The organism is Sphingobium terrigena, from assembly GCF_003591655.1.
Classification (GTDB): domain Bacteria; phylum Pseudomonadota; class Alphaproteobacteria; order Sphingomonadales; family Sphingomonadaceae; genus Sphingobium; species Sphingobium terrigena.
Genome location: NZ_QVRA01000007.1, coordinates 41,779 through 62,408, shown reverse-complemented (window position 1 = coordinate 62,408; position 20,630 = coordinate 41,779). Strand labels below are relative to the sequence as shown.

Here is a 20,630-nt window from a genome sequence, read left to right as displayed (position 1 = left end):
GCGTAACATTTGCCCCATGCGCGGCGGCTGGACCTACATCATGACCAACAAGCCGCGTGGCGTGCTGTATGTTGGCGTGACCAATTTACTCCATGCGCGCGTGGACCAGCATCGGCGCGGCGTTGGGTCGGATTTCTGTCGCCAGTATAATCTGCATCGTCTCGTTCTGGCGGAACGCCATGATCATATCGCGGATGCCATAGCGCGGGAGAAAGCGATCAAGGCGTGGAAGCGCGAATGGAAAATCCGGTTGATCGAGGAAATGAACCCGGAATGGCGCGATCTCTTCGACTTCATCGTGTAGTCGCCTGAGATGCCAGCCTTCGCTGGCATGACGGGGTAGAGGCTGGCATGACGGCAGCGCCAAGGGGCTGGCGCTTGTTTCACATCTCCCCTAATCACACGCACCGCTTGACGCCCGCCGTCATCGCCTTCCAGACTCGCGCGTACGTGTGAGGCATCAAAGTTCGGGGCCGTAAATGCAGCTTGTCATCGTCGAATCGCCTGCCAAGGCCAAGACCATCGAAAAATATCTGGGCGGGGATTTTCATGTTCTGGCCAGTTACGGCCATATCCGCGACCTGCCTGCCAAAGACGGGTCGGTGGACCCGGATGACGGCTTTGCGATGCAGTGGGAAAATTATGGCGACAAGGGCAAGCAGCTCAAGGCCATCAGCGACGCGGCCAAGGGCGCGTCACGATTGATCCTGGCGACTGACCCTGATCGCGAAGGGGAAGCGATCAGCTGGCATGTGCAGGAGGTGCTGCGCGCCAAGAAGGCGCTGCCGGCGCAAGTGGACCGGGTGACGTTCAACGCGATCACCAAGGCCGCCGTGCTGGACGCGATGGCGAAGCCCCGCGCGCTGGACGAGGATCTGATCGACGCCTATCGCGCGCGCCGGGCGCTCGACTATCTGGTGGGCTTTACCCTGTCGCCGGTGCTGTGGCGCAAGCTGCCCGGTGCCAAGTCGGCGGGCCGGGTGCAGTCGGTCGCGTTGCGGCTTGTGGTGGAGCGGGAGCGGGAGATCGAGCGCTTCACCCCCCAGGAATATTGGTCGGTCGCGGCGGAGATGGAACAGGACGGCACTGCCTTTACGGCGCGGCTCGTCCGCTGGAAGGGCGAGAAGATCGAGCGGCTGACGATCGGCCGAGAGGGCGACGCGATGGCGGCCAAGGCCGATGTCGAGGCCGGGCGCTTCACGGTCGAGAAGGTCGAGACCAAGCCGCTCACCCGCAACCCGCCGCCGCCCTTCACGACATCGACCATCCAGCAGGAAGCGGCGCGCAAGCTCGGCTTTTCCGCCAGTCACACGATGCGGATCGCGCAGCAACTGTATGAGGATGGCGCGATCACCTATATGCGGACCGACGGCGTGCAGATGGACAGCAGCGCCATTTCCGCCGCCCGCGCCGCGATCGCGCAGCGCTATGATGGCGGCTATGTGCCGGACAAGCCGCGCATCTACCAGACCAAGGCGAAAAATGCGCAGGAAGCGCATGAAGCCATCCGCCCGACCGATTTTTCGCGCGACAAGGTGGGCAGCGGCGATCATGCGCGCCTCTATGACCTGGTGTTCAAGCGGGCGCTGGCCAGCCAGATGGCGTCTGCGCGGCTGGAACGCACAACGATCGACATGAACGATGCCACCGGCACGCATACGCTGCGCGCGACGGGGCAGGTGGTGATCTTTCCCGGCTTCCTCGCGCTGTATGAGGAAGGCCGCGACGATAGCGATGACGAGGACGGCAAGCTGCTGCCGCGCATGAGCGAGGGCGACGCGCCCGCCAAGAAGAAGGTGAGCGCCGAGCAGCATTTCACCCAGCCGCCGCCGCGCTATTCCGAAGCCAGCCTCGTCAAGCGGCTGGAGGAATTGGGGATCGGGCGTCCGTCCACCTATGCCTCGACGCTTCAGGTGCTGAAAGACCGCGACTATGTGCGGATCGAAAAGAACCGCTTTTTCGCCGAGGAGAGCGGACGGCTGGTGACGGCTTTCCTGGAGCGCTTTTTCGAGCGCTATGTCTCCTATGACTTCACGGCGGGGCTTGAGGACGAGCTGGACGATATTAGCGGTGGTCGCGCCCAGTGGCAGGCGGTGCTGGAAGCCTTTTGGAAGGATTTCAAGCCCAAGACAGCCGAGGTCATGGAGCAGAAGCCGAGCGACATTACCGCAGCGCTGGACAAGTTTCTGGAGCCGATGCTGTTCCCGCCCAAGGCCGACGGCAGCAATCCGCGCGCCTGCCCGCTGTGCGCGGAAGGGCAGCTTTCCCTGCGTGGCGGGCGCTTTGGCGCGTTCATCGCCTGCTCCAATTACCCGGAATGCAAATATACCCGCAAATTCGGCCAGCCGGGTGGCAAGGATGGCGAGGATACGGGACCGGAAGTGCTGGGGAAGCATCCGGAAACCGGGCAGGATATCGTCAAGAAATCTGGCCGCTTTGGTCCCTATATCGAAATGGGCGAGGGCAAGGAGGCCAAGCGCGGGTCGATCCCCAAGGATCTGCCCGATGGCGAACTGACGCTCGACTGGGGCGTCAAGCTGCTGAGCCTGCCACGCGAAATCGGCCTGCACCCCGAAACGGGCAAGCCGATCGTGGCGAATATCGGGCGCTTTGGACCCTATCTGCTGCATGACGGCAAATATGGGCGGCTGTCATCGACGTCGGAGATTTTCGAGGTCGGGATGAACAGCGCCGTCGTGAAGCTGGCGGAGGCGGCCAACCGCGGTCCGCGCAGTGCCGGGCGGGAGCCTTTGAAGGTGCTGGGCGCGCATCCGCGTACGGAGCTGGAGATCAAGCTGATGGAAGGGCGCTATGGCGCTTATGTCACCGACGGCACGACCAACGCGACCCTGCCCAAGACGGTGGACAAGGATCAGCTGACACTGGAGGAGGCCGCGCAACTGATCGACGCGCGCGCGGCGGCGGCACCGGCCAAGAAGGGCGCGAAGAAGAAAGCCGCGCCCAAGAAGGCGGCGGCGAAGAAGCCGGCTGCGAAGAAGGCCCCCGCGAAGAAGAAGGCGGCGGCGGCGGAGTAGATTCCTCCGCAAGTGTCATCCTGACGAACGTCAGGATCCAGGGCGGCACGCACTGCGAGAGCCACCCTGGATTCCGGATCAAGTGCGGGATGACGGCGGTGGTGGGCGAAGCGAAGCTTGCCATCGCGCACTCCGTCATCCCGCACTTGATGCGGGATCCATTCGGGGTAGCGCTACGAGAATAAGCAGCGTAGCGACGAATGGATCCTGACTTTCGTCAGGATGACGGTGGTGGGGAACTCTTACTCCACCCAGTCCAGCCCGATGTCGCGGTAGATGCCGCGGTCATTTTCCCAATCTTCCTTCACCTTCACATGCAAATAGAGGTGGACCTTCACGCCCAGCAGGTTTGCCAGTTCCTCGCGCGCTTTTGAGCCGATTTCCTTCAATCGCTGCCCGCCCTTGCCCAGCACGATGGCACGCTGGGTCGGGCGGCCGACCAGGATTTGCTGGTGGATTTCGACCGATCCGTCCTGCCGTTCCTTATATTGTTCGGTATCGACGGCGGCGGCATAGGGCAGTTCGGCGTGGAGCTGATGATAAAGCTGCTCGCGGGTGATTTCCGCCGCCAGCATCCGGTCGGTCGCGTCCGACACCTGATCTTCGGGAAAATGCCATGGCCCTTCCGGCATCGCTGCGGCGAAGGCTGCTTTCAGTTCAGGCAGGCCATCACCGGTCGCGGCGGACACGAAGAAGATTTCGTCGAAGCCCAGCGTGTCGTTCAGCACCTGGGTATGGGTCAGCAGCTTTTCCTTGATGGCGATGTCCACCTTGTTGAGGATCAGCCATTTGCGTTCGGTGCGATGCTTGAGCGCTTCGATGATGGGTTCCAGCTTTGGGCCACGGCCCGCCTTGCCATCGACCACCATCGCGATCAGGTCCGCGCCCTGTGCGCCGCCCCAGGCCGCCTGCACCATGGCGCGGTCCAGCCGCCGTTTGGGCGCAAAAATGCCGGGCGTGTCCACAAGCACCAACTGCGCGTCGCCCTCGATCGCGACGCCCATGACGCGGGTGCGCGTGGTCTGCGCCTTGGCACTGGTGATCGCCACCTTCTGCCCCACCAGCGCGTTGACCAGCGTGGACTTGCCCGCATTGGGCGCGCCGACAACGGCAATGACGCCGCAGCGCTGATTGGTTTCTGAAACTTCCAACAAATATACTCCGTTTGCCTACGGCAATTTCGTCATCCCGGCGAAAGCCGGGATCCCGCTTCTTCGGTCCGGCGTGGACCAAGAAAAGCGGGATCCCGGGTCAAGCCCGGGATGACGATGATGTGTAGGCCTATTATGCCTTAAGCGAAAGCTGGCACTACCCCGTCAGCTTCTCCAGCAACGCCGCCGCTGCCGCCGTTTCCGCTTCCTGTTTCGATCCGCCGGTCGCGCTGGCTTCGCCCGCGCCCTTGATCGTTACCGACACGACGAAGCGCAGGGCATGGTGGGGGCCGGAGCGGTCCTTGACTTCATATTCTGGGGGCTTGCGCTTGTTGGCGGCGGCCCATTCCTGGAGCGCGGACTTGGGGTGGCGCGGGGCGGCTGTCTGGGTGTCCACCCGGTCGGCCCAGAGGCGGCGCACCAACGTACGCGCTTCCTCCAGTCCGGCCTCCAGATAGAGCGCGCCGATCAGCGCCTCCATGACGTCGCCCAGTACATTGTCGCTATTGGCCGCGCCATCGTCGCGCGCCTGCTTGCCCAGCACCAGATGGGTGGGCACGCCCGCTGCGCGTGCCACCTCTGCGCAGGTTTCGCCTGATACCAGCGCATTGAAGCGGCGCGACAATTTGCCTTCGGGTTCGCCAGAAAAGCGCTCGAACACCCATTCGGATACCAGCAGCCCCAGCACCCGGTCGCCCAGAAATTCCAGCCGCTCATAGTTTAACGGATTGGCGCTGCCATGGGTCAGCGCCTGCTGAAACGGCGCAGGGTCGTGCGGCGGGCGACCGATCAGCGCCGTCAGCCAGCCATCGGTGTCCGGCCGGGGTGCCTTATGGTTCAAAAGCCTTCCCCGATCCGGTTCCAGCGCGCGGCCGACACCCAGGTCCAGGGCAGCAGCCAGTTGGCGCTGCCATCGGTCGAAAATACCGAGATCATCGCCTTGCCGACCAGATTTTCTTCGGGGACGAGGCCGATGCCGCCCCCCTCGACCGCCGGGAAACGGCTGTCGGCGCTGCGATCGCGATTGTCGCCCATCATGAACAGATGCCCTTGCGGCACAAGCACGGTGTCGCGGTCATCGGCTGCGCCGTCCGGCACCAGGTCCAGCACATTATAGCTTTTCGCGGGGACGTCCTTGGTCGCGGGCAGGGTTTCGCGATATTGCGGATATCGGCACTGCTTGCCGCCGCCGGGGGCCGCTTCCTCAAAATCGGGGCGATAGCAGGGGGACTCCGCGCCTTCCTTCGCCGCCGCGTCGAGCATGTTCTGCGTCACCGGAATGACGAGATCGGCGACCTTCTGCTTCGGGATGGCCGCGCCGTTGAGGTAAACGGTGCCACCGCGCACGGCGATCATGTCGCCGGGCAGGCCGATCACCCGCTTGATATAGTCGTTCCTCTGGCTCGGCGGTGCCTTGAACACCACCACGTCGCCGCGATGGGGGGTGGACGCGAAAATGCGACCGGGGATCAGTGGCAAACTGAACGGCAGCGAATAGCGCGAATAACCATAGGGCCATTTGGCGACCAGCAGATAATCGCCGATCAGCAGGCGTGGCTGCATCGATTCCGACGGGATGTTGAACGGCGAAATGATGAAACTGCGCAGCACAAAGACGAACAGGCCCAGCCTGGCGAGGAACCAGATAAAGTCCCGCGTTTCCGATTTTGCAGTCATGGGTGGTCGTTCAATCCCTGTGAAATCGCCGATAAGGCGGCCGTCGCGGCTTTTGAGGCTTGCGCCCTGACACGTCAAGCGCGTCCTGACCGATGCAATTGGTCGAAACATTGGCTAAACAGGCCGAGAATCGGCAGGTGCAGCGCCGGTTTCGATTCCATCGAAGAGGATATTTCATGCCCAGTCCTGCACTGGCGGCGCTTTCTGCCCTGCCACAAGCCGACCTCAAGTCGATCTTTACCACCGATCCCGATCGCCTGTCCAAGCTGGTGCTGACCCAGGGACCGATCCGGTTCGACTGGTCCAAGACCCATTTGACCGACGATCTGATGGCAGGCTTTCTGGCGCTGGCCGACGAGCAGGGCTTTGCCCGGCGGCGCGACGCGCTGTTTGCGGGCGAGGCGGTGAACAACACCGAAGGCCGCGCCGCCGAACATCCCGCCGAGCGTGGCGAGGGGAACCCCGACAGCGTTGCCCATGCCAAAATGCTGCACAACCGGATGCGCGGCCTGATCGACGCGATCGAGGCCGGGGCGCTGGGCGAGATTCGCCATATCCTGCATATCGGCATTGGTGGATCGGCGCTTGGTCCCGACCTGATTGTCGATGCGCTGGACGGTGACGGGGTGCGTTATGACGTGGCCATCGTGTCCAATGTCGATGGCACGGCGCTGGAGCGGGCGATCGAGGGGTTCGATCCCCATGCGACGCTGATCGCCATCGCCTCCAAGACCTTCACCACCAGCGAGACCATGCTGAACGCAGCAAGCGCGATCAACTGGATGGTCGAGGGCGGGGTGGACGATCCCTATGGCCGCGTCGTCGCGCTGACCGCCGCGCCTGACCGGGCGATGGAATGGGGTGTCGATGAAACCCGCATCCTGCCCTTTGCCGAGTCCGTGGGCGGGCGTTATTCGCTCTGGTCCTCGATCGGCTTTCCCGCTGCACTGGCGCTGGGCTGGGATGCGTTTGAAAGCCTGCTGGAGGGCGCAGCCGAGATGGACCGCCATTTCCGCCTGTCCGATCCGGCGCAGAATATCCCGCTGATCGCGGCCTTTGCCGACCAATATTATGCGCGTGTGCTGGGCTGCCAGACCCGCGCCGTGTTCGCCTATGACGAGCGGCTGGCGCTGCTGCCATCCTATCTCCAGCAGCTGGAGATGGAGAGCAATGGCAAGGCGGTGAAGCTGGACGGATCGCCGGTCGATGGCCCGACCGCACCGATCACCTGGGGCGGGGTGGGGACCGACGCGCAACATGCCGTGTTCCAGCTGCTGCATCAGGGGACGATCATCACGCCGGTCGAGTTTATCGCCTCGATCGAGCCGGGCCATGCGCTGGACCCGGCGCATCATCGCGCGCTGCTGGTCAACTGCTTTGCGCAGGGGGCCGCGCTGATGCGCGGCAAGGATAATGCCGCCGACCCGGCACGCGCCTATCCCGGCAACCGGCCGTCCACCACCATCCTGATGGACGATGTGACCCCGCACGCGCTGGGCGCGCTGATCGCCTTTTACGAGCATCGCACCTTTGCGAATGCAGTGCTGATGGGGATCAACCCGTTCGACCAGTTCGGCGTGGAGCTGGGCAAAGAGATTGCCAAGTCGATAGAGACCGACGGGGCGGTAGGCTTTGATCCATCGACCATGGCGCTGATCGAGATTGCGCTGGGGGCGGAGTAAGCCGACCGTTCGCCCTGAGCGAAGTCGAAGGGTTCGCCCGACCGAAGGGAGGGCACTTCGCTTCGCTCAGCGGGGGGCTTCGACTTCGCTCAGCCCGAACGGATTGGGTTTGAAAATCCCGTTTGTAACTCCCGCGCCCAACCGCCATATCCCCCGCACCCAATCGGAGGCCAGGCATGAGCGAGTTTGATTTCGACCTTTTCGTCATCGGTGCAGGATCGGGCGGCGTGCGCGCGTCGCGCGTGGCGGCGGCGCATGGGGCGAAGGTTGCGGTGGCCGAGGAATTTCGCGTCGGCGGCACCTGCGTCATTCGCGGTTGTGTGCCAAAAAAGCTGCTCATCTACGGCGCGCATTTCGCCGAGGATCTGAAGGATGCGCGCCGGTTCGGCTGGAATGTCCCCGACTGCGGCTTTGAATGGACCACGCTGCGCGACAATGTGCTGGGCGAGGTCGACCGGCTGGAGGGTCTCTACAGGAATACGCTCGACAGCCATAAAGTCGAGATGATCCCCGAACGGGCGGTGGTGACCGGGCCGCACAGCGTGAAGCTGGCCAGCGGGCGGGAAGTCACCGCCAAATATATCCTGGTCGCGACCGGCGCCTGGCCGATCATGCCGGAGATTGAGGGCGCGGAACATGGCATCACCTCCAACGAGGTGTTCCATCTGGAACAATGCCCCAAGCGCATCGTCATCGTCGGTGGCGGCTATATCGCCAATGAATTTGCCGGCATCTTCCACCAGTTCGGCAGCCATGTGACCATCGTCAACCGGTCCGGCACTTTGCTGCGCGGCTATGACGAGCAGATACGCGACCGGCTGCTCCAGATTTCGATGAGCAAGGGCATCAACTTCCGCTTCAACGCGCAGATGGAGCGGATCGAAAAGACCGACGACGGCACGCTGTGCGTCCACTTCCAGTCGGGCGACCCGGTTGCCGCCGACGTCATCCTGTTTGCGACCGGGCGCAAGCCCAATGTGGACGGGCTGGGGCTGGACAGCGCAGGCGTCGATCTGGACGACAAGGGCGCGATCAAGGTCGATGACTATAACAAGACGAGTTGCGAGAGCATCTATGCCGTGGGTGACGTCACCGACCGGTTGCAACTGACCCCGGTGGCGATCCGTGAGGGTCACGCCTTTGCCGACACGGTGTTCGGCAACAACCCGCGCACGGTCGATTATGACTGCGTGCCATCCGCCGTGTTCAGCCACCCGCCGCTTGCCGGTGTCGGCATGACCGAGGCGCAGGCGAAGAACAAGCTGGGGACGGTGAAGGTCTACACGTCCGACTTCCGCCCGATGAAATATGTGCTGGCGGGGCGCGAGGAGCGGGCGCTCTACAAGATGATTGTGGACGCGACGACCGACCGGGTGGTGGGCCTGCACATGATCGGTCCCGACGCGCCGGAGATATTGCAGGCCGCCGCCATTGCGGTGAAGGCGGGGCTGACCAAGCAGGATTTCGACGACACGGTGGCGTTGCATCCGAGCATGGCGGAGGAATTAGTGCTGTTGAAATAGGAATAAACCCCTCCCCTTGCAGGGGAGGGGGATTGCATATGACTTTTCGTTATCCCTCCAACGTCATGCTGAACTCGTTTCAGCATCCATCATGCCCCAAAAGCCGCGGTTTGAGACGAGAAATGGATCCTGAAATAAATTCAGGATGACGATGAGGGAGGGGACAGTTTCATATGCGATAGCCCTGCCTTCAGGGGAGGGGTGATTATGGTGGGGCCACAAACGTGACAACCAGCGCATCGCGCCAGGCTGGTTGGGCGGCGTCCACCGCGTGGATTTCCGTCACGCCGTGCAATATCCGCCGATCGTCGATCAGCATCGCGTCGCCCGCTTCCGCCAGCATGAATTCGCCCAGCGCCGTGCCGTTGGGTGCGCCGATGCGGGTTACGCCCTCGCGCACATTGCGTCGTTCGATCAGCATCACGAACACATGGTCGACTCCGTCGCGGTGCAACCCCTCCGGCGTCGGGCGACCGACTTCGCCGGGTTTGGCTTCGATACGGAATTGATGCATTTCGACATGGGCCGGACCAGTCATCGGAAAATGCGCCGCGCAAAAGGCGAAGATGGCGCGGCAGACCGGATTGTCGACCGTGGCCTGCTCGACCGGATCGAACCAGCGCTGCACATCGCCATTGAGCCTATTATAGTCGCGGCTCTGATAATGGGGCTGGTGCGGCTGGCGGGTGAAGCCACCATCCTGACAGCGAAAGGTCGCGTGGCGGCGGCGGCGATAGCGTCCGCCGTCGGCCATATAGAGGTCCGGCCCCAGATCGTTCCAGCTATCGGCAAAATTGCGCCAGTCAGCCGCATCGACGCCGAGTTGCGCAAAGGTCTGACTGCCCGACAGGCGTGCATAGCCAATCGTCGCGAGGGCGTCAGTTACGGGGTCGATCAGCGCGCTATCGGTCATCATACCTCCCTAATCCCCATCCGAAACGAGCGACAGGGCCGCTTTCCGCAGGCTGGCTTCACCCGATCCAGTAGGGGACGATCTGGCGATTGTCCGGGTCGACATGGATCGGCCGGTCGGCGGGCGGGAAGGCGCGCTGGTCGCAGCTTTGGCGCGAACAGAGGCGGCAGGTGATGCCGATGGGCGTTGCCGCGCCCTCGTCCTCCAGCCGCAGCCCGTCGGCATAGACGAAGTTGGCGGCATGGGCGGTCTCGCACCCCAGCACCACGGCAAAGCGGCGCGGCGTGCGGATGTAGCTGCCCGATGGTTTCACCAGCCCCTTGGCCATCGACACATAGCGCACGCCATCGGGCGTTTCGCCCAGTTGCACGTTGATCCGGTCGGGGATGGCGACGGCTTCGTGGACATTCCACAGCGGGCAGGCGCCGCCGAAACGCGCGAATTGCAGGCGCGTGGCGCTGTGGCGCTTGGTGATGTTGCCCGCCATATCGACGCGACAGAAGAAGAAGGGGATGCCGCGCAGGCCTGGCCGTTGCAGCGTAGAGAGGCGATGGCAGGCTTGCTCGAAACTGACGCCGAATGTGCGCGCCAGCCGGTCGATATCATGGCGCATGACCCGCGCTGCTTCCCGAAACGGGGCATAGGGCATCAGCAGCGCGCCAGCGGCATAATTGCCAAGGCCGATCGCCAGCAGCCGGTCCGCGCCGGGGACGGGCAGGGCGGCTTTGGTCACCACGTCGGCAATCACCGCCTGCCCCTCCAGCATCATCAGTTGGTGGGCGAGCATGAATTTGCGGCTTTCGACGGGGAGCGCCGCGTTGACGAACAGCTTGCGCGTGACACTGCTATAGGATCGCAGCGCGCTGTCGGGCGTGTCGGCGATCAGCGTTTCGATACCGTGCCGCCGCGCCAGCGCCTCGACCAGCATCCCTTCGTCCAGCGCCTGACCGGCAGTGAAGCTGGCCGCCATATCCTCCGCTAGGCAGTCGATCGAATGGACATAATTGCCCGCCTCATGAAACCAGTCGCGCGCGGCCTCCCACGGCAGGCGGGCCTGCACCGTGCTGTCGTTGGCGATCGCTTCCTCGATCATGTTGATGCGTTCGTTCGCCCGGATATGGGCGTTGTATAGGTCGAGATAGCGGGCCGCGAACTCAGGGAATTGCAGGTGCAATTTCTCAATCCGCTCCGGCTCCAGCGCGACGCCGGGCAGTTCGGGATGGCTGAGCGCAAAGGTGAAGGCACCCAGCATCTGCTCATCCTCGCGCGCGTCGAAACTGGCCCAGTCGGTCGGGAAGGCATTGGCGAGCGCCGCCTTGACCTTGGCGGTCAGGGGACGATCGTCATTTTCCATCTGGGACAGGTAGGACACGGATATGCTCAGCGCCTGCGCCATCGTCGCCTGGTCCATGCGATGGTCGAGGCGCAACTGGCGCAGCCTTGGTCCTGCAAAGATGCGATTGCCGCGTGCCATGATGGTTGCCTGTCCTTTGTCTAACCCAACCGCCGTTCGTTTCGAGCGAAGTCGAGAAACCGGTGCGCGACGTTTCTCGACTTCGCTCGAAACGAACGGAGGGAAGCGTGGGCGACCCTAATTTGCGAAGTGGTGATTTGCAAATTAGCAAATTTACATTTGCGAAAAATCGCAAAGACGGGAACAGGGCGTCATAACAGGTCCGCGTCCTGACCGGAGAGATATGCCTATGTCGAAGCTCGCCATTATCGAACAGCTGGAAGCCAAGCGCGAAGGTGCGCGTATGGGGGGGGGGCAACGCCGCATCGACGCGCAGCATGGCAAGGGCAAGCTGACCGCGCGCGAGCGGATCGAGGTGTTGCTGGATGAGGGCAGCTTTGAAGAGCTGGACATGTATGTCGAGCATAATTGCACTGATTTCGGCATGGATGAGGCGCATATTCCCGGCGATGGCGTCGTCACCGGTTCCGGCACGATCAACGGTCGGCTGGTGTTCCTGTTCAGCCAGGATTTCACGGTGTATGGCGGCGCAGTGTCGGAACGGCACGCGATGAAAATCTGCAAGATCATGGACATGGCGCTGAAAGTCGGCGCGCCCGTGATCGGCCTGAATGACAGCGGCGGCGCGCGGATTCAGGAGGGTGTGGCGTCGCTTGCGGGCTATGCCGAGATTTTCCAGCGCAATGTGCTGGCGTCGGGCGTCGTGCCGCAGATCAGCGTGATCATGGGGCCATGCGCGGGCGGCGCGGTCTATTCGCCCGCGATGACCGACTTCATCTTCATGGTGAAGGATAGCAGCTTCATGTTCGTGACCGGCCCCGACGTGGTCAAGACGGTGACGAACGAGGTCGTGACGCAGGAAGAACTGGGTGGTGCGGTGACGCACACGACCAAGTCGGGCGTGGCGGACGTGGCGTTCGAAAATGATATCGAGGCGCTGCTGGCGGTGCGCGATTTCGTCGACTTCCTGCCCGCGTCGAACAAGGAACCGGTGCCGGAACGGCCGAGCGCGGACCCTTGGGATCGTATCGAACCCAGCCTCGACACGCTAATCCCCGCCAATGCGAACCAGCCCTACGACATGCACGAGCTGATCAGGAAGATCGTGGATGAGGGCGATTTCTTTGAGGTGCAGCCCGCGCACGCCGGCAACATCATCTGCGGCTTTGGCCGGGTCGAAGGGCGGACTGTCGGCATCGTCGCCAACCAGCCTTTCGTGCTGGCGGGCGTGCTGGACATCAACTCGTCCAAGAAAGCGGGGCGTTTCGTGCGCTTCTGCGATGCCTTCGAAATTCCGATCGTGACGTTGGTGGACGTGCCGGGCTTCCTGCCGGGCACCGCGCAGGAACATAATGGCATCATCAAGCATGGCGCCAAACTGCTGTTTGCCTATGCCGAAGCGACCGTGCCCAAGATCACCATCATCACCCGCAAAGCCTATGGCGGCGCCTATGACGTGATGGCGTCCAAGCATCTGCGCGGTGATTTGAACTATGCCTGGCCGACCGCCGAAATCGCGGTGATGGGAGCCAAGGGCGCGGTCGAGATCATCTTCCGCGGCAAGACGGCGGACGAGATTGCCGAACGCACCGCAGAATATGAAGCGCGCTTCGCCAACCCGTTCGTGGCCGCGTCAAAAGGCTTTATCGACGAGGTGATCCAGCCCCACTCGACCCGGCGGCGGATTGCGCTGGGGCTGCGGAAGCTGCGCAACAAGGCGCTGGAGAATCCGTGGAAGAAGCATGACAATATTCCGCTTTAACTAAGGCCCGTCATCCCCGCGAAGGCGGGGATCCATCTCCGGGCCTCGCGCCTTGGGATGGGGTGGGAGATGGATTCCCGCCTGCGCGGGAATGACGAAGTTTAGGAACGCTAGATGAAACTCGGCCGTCTCAACCATATCGGCGTTGCAACGCCCTCACTCGAAAAGAGCATCGCTTATTATCGCGATGTCATGGGCGCGACGAAGATCCACGAACCCTTCGACCTGCCTGCGCAGGGGGTGAAGGTGTGTTTTGTCGATACGCCGGGCGAAAACGGCACGGCGGGGACGCAGATCGAATTGATCGAGCCGTTCGATGAAAGCTCGCCGATCACCGCCTTCATCGCCAAGAACCCGGCCGGTGGGCAGCATCATATGTGCTACGAAGTGCCGGACATTCTTGAGGCCAAGGCCTGGTTCGAGGCGAAGGGTGCGCGGGTGCTGGGCGAGCCGCGGATCGGGGCGCATGGCACGCCGATCTTCTTCGTGCATCCCAAGGATATGAACGGGGTGCTGACCGAGATCATGGAGACGCCCAAGGAGGCGCATTGACGGTTTAACCCTCCCCCCGCCGGGGGGAGGCGCGAGACTTGGGGGCTGCGTAGCAGACCCTTAGTCGCAGCGGAGAGGGGGCGGGACGCCCGATGGGTCGGTCACCCTCTCCAACTTCGGCTAGGCAGGCAAGCTGCCAAGCCTGCGTATCCTCTCCCCACCGGGGAGAGGGAGTAAGGGTAGAATATGACCGAGAAGCCGACGCTGGACCAATGGGCTGCCGCTGCCGCCAAGGAAGTGAAGGGCAAGGATTTGACCTGGGCGACCCCGGAAGGGATCGCGGTCAAGCCGCTCTACACGGCCGACGACGTGACCGTCGATCCCGGCCTGCCCGGTTTCGCGCCGTTCACGCGCGGCGTGCGCGCGTCTATGTATGCCGGGCGGCCCTGGACCATCCGCCAATATGCAGGCTTTTCGACCGCGGAGGAATCCAACGCCTTCTATCGCCGCAACCTCGCGGCCGGGCAGAAAGGCCTCAGCGTCGCGTTCGACCTCGCGACCCATCGCGGCTATGACAGCGACCATCCCCGCGTCACCGGCGACGTCGGCAAGGCGGGCGTGGCGATCGACACGATCGAGGATATGAAGATCCTGTTCGACGGGATTCCGCTCGACCAGATGTCGGTCAGCATGACGATGAACGGCGCGGTGATCCCGATCCTGGCCTTCTTCATCGTCGCGGGCGAGGAACAGGGGGTCGATCGCAAATTGCTCGACGGGACCATCCAGAACGACATCCTCAAGGAGTTCATGGTCCGCAACACCTATATCTACCCGCCCGAACCATCGATGCGGATCATCAGCGACATTTTCGGCTATACCAGCCGCGAGATGCCCAAGTTCAACAGCATCTCCATTTCCGGCTATCATATGCAGGAAGCGGGCGCGACGCAGGTGCAGGAATTGGCCTTCACCATCGCCGACGGCATGGAATATGTGAAATATGGCGTGGCCAGCGGCCTCGACATCGACAAGTTCGCAGGTCGCCTGAGCTTCTTCTTCGCGATCGGCATGAACTTCTTCATGGAGATCGCCAAGCTGCGCGCCGCGCGCGTTTTGTGGCACCGGGCCATGACGCAACTGGGCGCGAAGGACGAGCGCAGCAAGATGCTGCGCACCCATTGCCAGACGTCGGGCGTGTCGCTGACCGAGCAAGACCCCTATAACAACGTCATGCGCACCACGATCGAGGCGATGGCCGCGATGCTGGGCGGCACCCAGTCGCTCCACACCAACGCGCTGGACGAAGCCATTGCGCTGCCCACCGATTTTTCCGCCCGGATCGCGCGCAACACGCAGATCGTGATCCAGGAAGAAACCGGCATGACCAAGGTGGTCGATCCGCTGGGCGGCTCTTACTATGTCGAGGCGCTGACCCAGCAGCTGGTCGATGAAGCCTGGGCGATCATCGAGAAGGTGCAGGCCGATGGCGGCATGGCCAAGGCCGTGGCGGCAGGCTGGCCCAAGGCGATGATCGAGACGGCGGCGGCGGCGCGGCAGGCGCGGGTCGATCGCGGCGATGACGTGATTGTGGGCGTGAACAAATATCGGCTGGCGAGCGAGGACTTCCTCGAAACGCTCGACATCGACAATGCCAAGGTCCGCGAAGGCCAGATTGCCCGCATCAACCGGGTGAAGGCGGAGCGCGACAGCGCCAAGTGCGAAGCGGCGTTGCAGGCGCTGCGCGACGGCGCGGCGCAGCCGTCCAGCCTCGACAACAACCTTCTCGCCCTCGCCGTGGAGGCCGCCCGCGCCCGCGCGACGCTGGGCGAAATCTCTTCGGCGATGGAAGAAAGCTTCGATCGCTACGGAACCCAGCCGACGCCGGTGAAGGGCGTCTATAGCGCGCCCTACGAGGGCGACAGCCGCTGGCAACAGGTACTCGATGGCGTGCAGGCCGTCGAGCGGCGCCTCGGTCGCAAACCCAAACTCCTCATAGCCAAGATGGGGCAGGATGGGCATGACCGGGGCGCCAACGTCATAGCGTCCGCGTTCGGCGACATGGGCTTCGACGTCGTGTCGGGACCGCTGTTCCAGACGCCCGACGAAACCGTGGTGCTGGCGCTGGAAAGCGGCGTCGATGTCGTAGGCGCGTCGTCGCTGGCGGCGGGGCACAAGACGTTGATCCCGGACCTGATCGCCAAGCTGCGCGAAGCAGGCCGCACCGACATAAAGGTGATCGCAGGCGGCGTCATCCCGCCGCAGGATTATGACTTCCTCCGTGACGCGGGCGTCCAGGGCATTTATGGACCAGGCTCCAATGTCGTGGAATGCGCCGCCGACGTGCTGCGCCTCCTCGGCCACAACATGCCCCCCGCCGGGCTGGAGGACGCCGCATAATGATGATCTTAAATCCGTTCGCCCTGAGCCTGTCGAAGGGCCGGCCTGAGCCTGTCGAAGGCTTTGCGCTTCGCTTCGCTCAGCAGACGGCTTCGACTTCGCTCAGCCCGAACGGAGGTGGGGAATGAACGCCATGACCACCGCCCGCACCGACTGGACCCGCGAAGAAATCGCCGCGCTGTTCAACCTGCCCTTTAACGACCTGATGTCCGAGGCGCAGTCGATCCACCGCGCGAATTTCCCGCGTAATGAGGTGCAGCTTTCCACCCTGCTGTCGATCAAGACCGGCGGCTGCCCGGAGGATTGCGGCTATTGCAACCAGTCGGCGTCGGCGGAAAGCGGCCTCAAGGCCGAGAAACTGATGAGCGTGCAAGCGGTGATGCAGGCGGCGGCGCAGGCCAAGGATGCAGGCAGTTCACGCTTCTGCATGGGCGCGGCCTGGCGCAACCCCAAGGAGCGCGACATGCCCGCCATCGTCCAGATGGTGAAGGGCGTACGCCAGATGGGGATGGAAACCTGCATGACGCTGGGGATGCTGAGCGAGGGCCAAGCCAAGGTGCTGGCCGACGCGGGCCTCGATTATTACAACCACAACATCGACACATCGCCGGAACATTATGAGAAGGTGATCACCACCCGGACGTTCGACGACCGGCTGGAAACGCTGGAAAATGTCCGCAATTCCGGGATCAACGTCTGTTCCGGCGGGATCGTGGGCATGGGCGAGACGCGCGAGGATCGCGTCGGCTTCCTGCACGCGCTGGCCGTGCTGCCGACCCATCCGCAGAGTGTGCCGATCAACGCGCTGGTGCCGGTCAAGGGCACCGTGCTGGGCAATATGCTGGCCGACACGCCGCTGGCCAAGATCGACGAGATCGAGTTCGTGCGGACGGTTGCGGTCGCGCGGATCGTGATGCCGGAGAGCATGGTGCGGCTGTCGGCGGGGCGGGAAAGCATGTCTGATGCGTGCCAGGCGCTGTGCTTCATGGCGGGGGCGAACAGCATATTCACTGGCGACAAGCTGCTGACCACCGCCAATGCCGGCGACAACGCGGATGCAGCGCTGTTCGCCAAGCTGGGCGTGGTGCCGATGCAGGCCGAGGTGAAGGTTGCGATGGAGGCGGCGGAGTGAGTTTTACTCTCTCCACACGTCATGCTGAACTTGTTTCAGCATCCATTGTGCAATCGGGAGCGACGGTGCGTGAGGAGGAATGGACCCTGAAACAAGTTCAGGGTGACGCTTCCGACCGGGAGATGATGGCGTGAAGGCCTGGCCAATGGTCGTGCTTTTGCTGCTGATCATGATCGGGTTCGGTTGGATAATGCTGCAGTCGGGCATGTTCATGCACGGCGATTGAAATACTCCCGTTCGGGCTGAGCGAAGTCGAAGGGCTCCACTGAACGGAGTGAAGTGCCTTCGCTCCGCTCAGGAGAAGGCTTCGACTTCGCTCAGCCCGAACGGAATTAGAAATTTGGACTGGGACAGGGAATAACATGGCAATCACCAAGATCCTGATCGCGAACCGTGGCGAAATTGCGTGTCGTGTTATGCGCACGGCCAAGAAGATGGGTATCAAGACCGTCGCGGTCTATTCCGATGCCGATGCGCGCGCGCCGCATGTGTTGATGGCCGACGAAGCCGTGCATATCGGCCCGTCGCCCGCGGCCCAATCCTATCTGATCGCCGACAAGATCATCGCGGCGTGCAAGCAGACCGGCGCGGACGCGGTGCATCCGGGCTATGGTTTCCTGTCCGAGCGCGAGAGCTTCCGCAAGGCGCTGGACGCGGAAGGCATCATCTTCGTCGGCCCGCCTGCCAATGCCATCGCCGCCATGGGCGACAAGATCGAGTCCAAGAAGCTGGCGCTGGAAGCGGGCGTCAATGTCGTGCCCGGTTTCGTCGGCGTCATTGACGACACCGAACATGCCGTCAAAATCTCCAACGAGATTGGCTATCCGGTGATGATGAAGGCGTCGGCCGGCGGCGGCGGCAAGGGGATGCGGCTCGCCTACTCCGAACAGGACGTCCGCGAAGGCTTTGAGGCGACCAAGCGTGAGGGGCTGAACAGCTTTGGCGATGACCGCGTGTTCATCGAGAAGTTCATCGAAAGCCCGCGCCATATCGAAATTCAGGTGCTGGGCGACCAGCATGGCAATATCGTCTACCTGAACGAACGCGAATGTTCGATCCAGCGTCGCCACCAGAAGGTGGTCGAGGAAGCGCCGTCGCCCTTCGTTTCGCCGGAAATGCGCAAGAAGATGGGCGAGCAATGCGTCGCCCTGGCCCGCGCCGTCGGCTATTTCAGCGCAGGGACCGTCGAACTGATCGTGTCGGGCGAGGACAAGACCGGCGACGGCTTCTACTTCCTGGAAATGAACACCCGGCTTCAGGTCGAACATCCCGTCACCGAGGAAATCACCGGCGTCGATCTGGTCGAACAGATGATCCGCGTCGCCAATGGCGAGAGGCTGTCTTTCACGCAGGATGATGTGAAGATCAACGGCTGGTCGATCGAAAACCGCGTCTATGCCGAAGATCCCTATCGCGGCTTCCTGCCCTCGACCGGTCGCCTGATCCGCTACAACCCGCCCGAAACCGGCGCGGATGAGAGCGGCGCGCTGATCCGCGTCGATGACGGCGTGGAGGAGGGCGGCGAAGTCTCCATGTTCTACGACCCGATGATCGCCAAGCTGATCACCTGGGCGCCCACGCGCCTGGAGGCGATCGACAAGCAGATCGAGGCGCTCGACAAGTTCGAGATTGAAGGGCCGGGGCATAATATCGATTTCGTCTCCGCGCTGATGCAGCATGAGCGGTTCCGGTCGGGCAACATCACCACCGGCTTCATTGCCGAGGAGTATCCTGACGGCTTTCAGGGTGCGCCGGCCTCACCCGAACTGCTGGTGCGCCTGTCGGCGATCGGCGCGTTTGCGGCGATGGCGCAGGCCGACCGCGCACGGCGGATCGACGGGCAACTGGGCAAGCGCCTCGCCCCGCCGACCGGCTGGCAGGTCAAGATTGATGACGCTGTTCATGACGTCGAAATCGATGGCGATGATGTGACCGTCGATGGGCAGCCCCTCGACATGGCGTTGGAATATACGCCGGGCGATCGCCTGATCGAGGCGGAATTTGGCGACGAGCAACTCGCCGTCCGCATCGCGCCGGTGCGGTCGGGTTTCGTCCTGACCTGCCACGGGGCCAGCCACAAGCTGCGTATCCTGCCCGCCCATGCTGCACCCTATGCGGCGCACATGATCGAAAAAATCCCGCCAGACCTGTCGCGCTTCCTGATTTGCCCGATGCCCGGCCTGCTGGTCGCGCTGCATGTGGGGGAAGGCGACAAGGTGGAGGCCGGACAGCCGCTTGCCGTGATTGAAGCGATGAAGATGGAGAATATCCTGCGCGCGCAAAAGGCAGGCGTCGTGAAGAGCGTATCAGCGGCGCAGGGCGACAGCCTGGCCGTGGATGCGGTCATCCTCGAAATGGAATAGGCGCGCGCTGCGTTGATCTGATCTGTAGAACCCCTCCCCCTTGAGGGGGAGGTTGGGTGGGGGTGTACCGACGCTAGCGTGGACGCTCGGCTTCGCCTCGCTCCCCCTCCCCTTGATTGGAGGCACGCGACTCCAATCAACCCTCCCCGCCGGGGAGGGGGCAGAAAGGGCGGCCCTTTGTTATTTAATGTTTCGCTCGGCTGTCGCGCCTTGCCCCGGTCCCGGCCTTTCCCCTAGCAGCCGCCGCATGAATAGCTTGCGACAGACGGTCCTTCGCCTTTCCACCCTCTTCACGGCCATGGCCGCGCTGCCGGCGCACGGTGCCGAAGATGAGCAGTTGTGGCTCCAGACCATCGCGCAGGGGCCGATCTCCGGCGACATCGTCTATTTCGCCGAGGTGCAGTCGCGCTTTGGCAGGGACATGGACGGTCTGGACCAGATGCTGCTGAGGCCCGCGATCGGCGTCAAACTGTCCGACCGGCTGACCGTCTTTCAGGGCTATGCCTATGTCCGCACGCCCCGTTCCGGCGGCGGGGATACGCGCGAACATCGCAGCTTCCAGCAGATCAACTGGTCGCTCGGCAAGGTTGCGGGCGGGCCGCTCTCCTCCCGCACGCGGATCGAGCAACGCTGGGTGTCGAGCGGTGATGATATGGGCTGGCGGCTTCGGCAATGGCTGCGGCTGGCGGTACCGCTGACCGGCAAGCCGGGCGGCGTGTCAGCGCTGACCTATGCGGAAGGGCTTGTGGCGCTGAACGATACCGACTGGGGGGCGCGCAAGGGGTTCGACCGGCTGCGCAGCTTTGCGGGATTGGAACTTCCATTCGCGGGCAAATCGACGGTAGAGGTCGGCTATCTCAACCAATATGTCAAAAATCGCGGACGGGCCGATGATGTCGATCATGTCCTGCTGGTGACGTTGCAACTGCGCCGCTGAGGCACTTTTTGGGCCTGTCCTATTACCCCCGCTTCATGCGATATCGGCCCCTTCTTCGCGCGCCGACAGTGGCGGTTGCGCAGGGCGGT

General features: G+C 63.1%; 15 protein-coding genes. 10 read left to right on the top strand and 5 right to left on the bottom strand.

Annotated elements, in window-relative coordinates:
• Window positions 1–16: 16 nt before the first annotated feature.
• Together D0Z70_RS09780 and topA are read left to right on the top strand one after the other, a co-directional pair.
• Window positions 17–304 (top strand): GIY-YIG nuclease family protein, encoded by a 288-nt coding sequence (locus D0Z70_RS09780; RefSeq protein WP_119745840.1) that lies wholly within the window; start codon window positions 17–19, stop codon window positions 302–304.
• A 175-nt stretch (window positions 305–479) separates the two neighbouring features.
• Window positions 480–3,035 carry a type I DNA topoisomerase gene (topA, locus tag D0Z70_RS09775; protein ID WP_119745838.1) on the top strand — a complete coding sequence of 852 codons (2,556 nt, stop codon included), beginning with the start codon at window positions 480–482 and terminating at the stop codon, window positions 3,033–3,035.
• Between the two features lie 242 nt (window positions 3,036–3,277).
• Here topA and era read toward each other — a convergent pair whose 3' ends face one another.
• The 3 genes from era to lepB form a co-directional block, all read right to left on the bottom strand.
• Window positions 3,278–4,186 (bottom strand): GTPase Era, encoded by a 909-nt coding sequence (era, locus tag D0Z70_RS09770; protein ID WP_119745836.1) that lies wholly within the window; start codon window positions 4,184–4,186, stop codon window positions 3,278–3,280.
• Between the two features lie 157 nt (window positions 4,187–4,343).
• Complete coding sequence (gene rnc, locus D0Z70_RS09765) at window positions 4,344–5,027, bottom strand: ribonuclease III (protein ID WP_119745834.1); 684 nt, start codon at window positions 5,025–5,027, stop codon at window positions 4,344–4,346.
• Entirely contained in the window at window positions 5,024–5,863 is an 840-nt protein-coding gene (gene lepB, locus D0Z70_RS09760; protein WP_119745832.1) for a signal peptidase I, read from the bottom strand. Before lepB ends, rnc begins: the two co-directional genes overlap by 4 nt.
• Before the next feature lie 176 nt (window positions 5,864–6,039).
• On the opposite strand from lepB, the gene pgi reads away from it, so the two are divergent.
• Both pgi and gor read left to right on the top strand, forming a co-directional pair.
• Entirely contained in the window at window positions 6,040–7,545 is a 1,506-nt protein-coding gene (gene pgi, locus D0Z70_RS09755; protein ID WP_119745830.1) for a glucose-6-phosphate isomerase, read from the top strand.
• 176 nt (window positions 7,546–7,721) lie between these two features.
• On the top strand, window positions 7,722–9,068 hold the full coding sequence (gene gor / locus D0Z70_RS09750) for a glutathione-disulfide reductase (protein ID WP_119745828.1): 1,347 nt from the start codon (window positions 7,722–7,724) through the stop codon (window positions 9,066–9,068).
• 205 nt (window positions 9,069–9,273) lie between these two features.
• On the opposite strand, the gene D0Z70_RS09745 is transcribed toward gor, so the two are convergent.
• The gene (locus D0Z70_RS09745) at window positions 9,274–9,984 is read right to left on the bottom strand and encodes a 2OG-Fe dioxygenase family protein (protein WP_119745826.1); all 711 of its coding nucleotides are present in this window, start codon (window positions 9,982–9,984) and stop codon (window positions 9,274–9,276) included.
• A 55-nt stretch (window positions 9,985–10,039) separates the two neighbouring features.
• Complete coding sequence (locus D0Z70_RS09740; protein WP_119745823.1) at window positions 10,040–11,455, bottom strand: helix-turn-helix domain-containing protein; 1,416 nt, start codon at window positions 11,453–11,455, stop codon at window positions 10,040–10,042.
• Window positions 11,456–11,684: 229 nt separating this feature from the next.
• On the opposite strand from D0Z70_RS09740, the gene D0Z70_RS09735 reads away from it, so the two are divergent.
• The 6 genes from D0Z70_RS09735 to D0Z70_RS09710 all read left to right on the top strand — a co-directional run bounded on the left by D0Z70_RS09735 (window position 11,685) and on the right by D0Z70_RS09710 (window position 20,541).
• On the top strand, window positions 11,685–13,217 hold the full coding sequence (locus D0Z70_RS09735) for an acyl-CoA carboxylase subunit beta (RefSeq protein ID WP_119745821.1): 1,533 nt from the start codon (window positions 11,685–11,687) through the stop codon (window positions 13,215–13,217).
• 114 nt (window positions 13,218–13,331) lie between these two features.
• Entirely contained in the window at window positions 13,332–13,769 is a 438-nt protein-coding gene (gene mce / locus D0Z70_RS09730; protein WP_119745819.1) for a methylmalonyl-CoA epimerase, read from the top strand.
• Window positions 13,770–13,955: 186 nt separating this feature from the next.
• Complete coding sequence (gene scpA / locus D0Z70_RS09725; RefSeq protein ID WP_119745817.1) at window positions 13,956–16,109, top strand: methylmalonyl-CoA mutase; 2,154 nt, start codon at window positions 13,956–13,958, stop codon at window positions 16,107–16,109.
• Window positions 16,110–16,233: 124 nt separating this feature from the next.
• A complete protein-coding gene (bioB, locus tag D0Z70_RS09720) occupies window positions 16,234–17,241 on the top strand; it encodes a biotin synthase BioB (RefSeq protein ID WP_119745815.1) in 1,008 nt (335 codons plus the stop codon).
• Window positions 17,242–17,603: 362 nt separating this feature from the next.
• Complete coding sequence (locus D0Z70_RS09715) at window positions 17,604–19,604, top strand: acetyl-CoA carboxylase biotin carboxylase subunit (RefSeq protein WP_119745813.1); 2,001 nt, start codon at window positions 17,604–17,606, stop codon at window positions 19,602–19,604.
• 247 nt (window positions 19,605–19,851) lie between these two features.
• Window positions 19,852–20,541, top strand: a complete 690-nt coding sequence (locus tag D0Z70_RS09710; protein ID WP_119745811.1) for a DUF2490 domain-containing protein — start codon at window positions 19,852–19,854, stop codon at window positions 20,539–20,541.
• Window positions 20,542–20,630 lie beyond the last annotated feature (89 nt).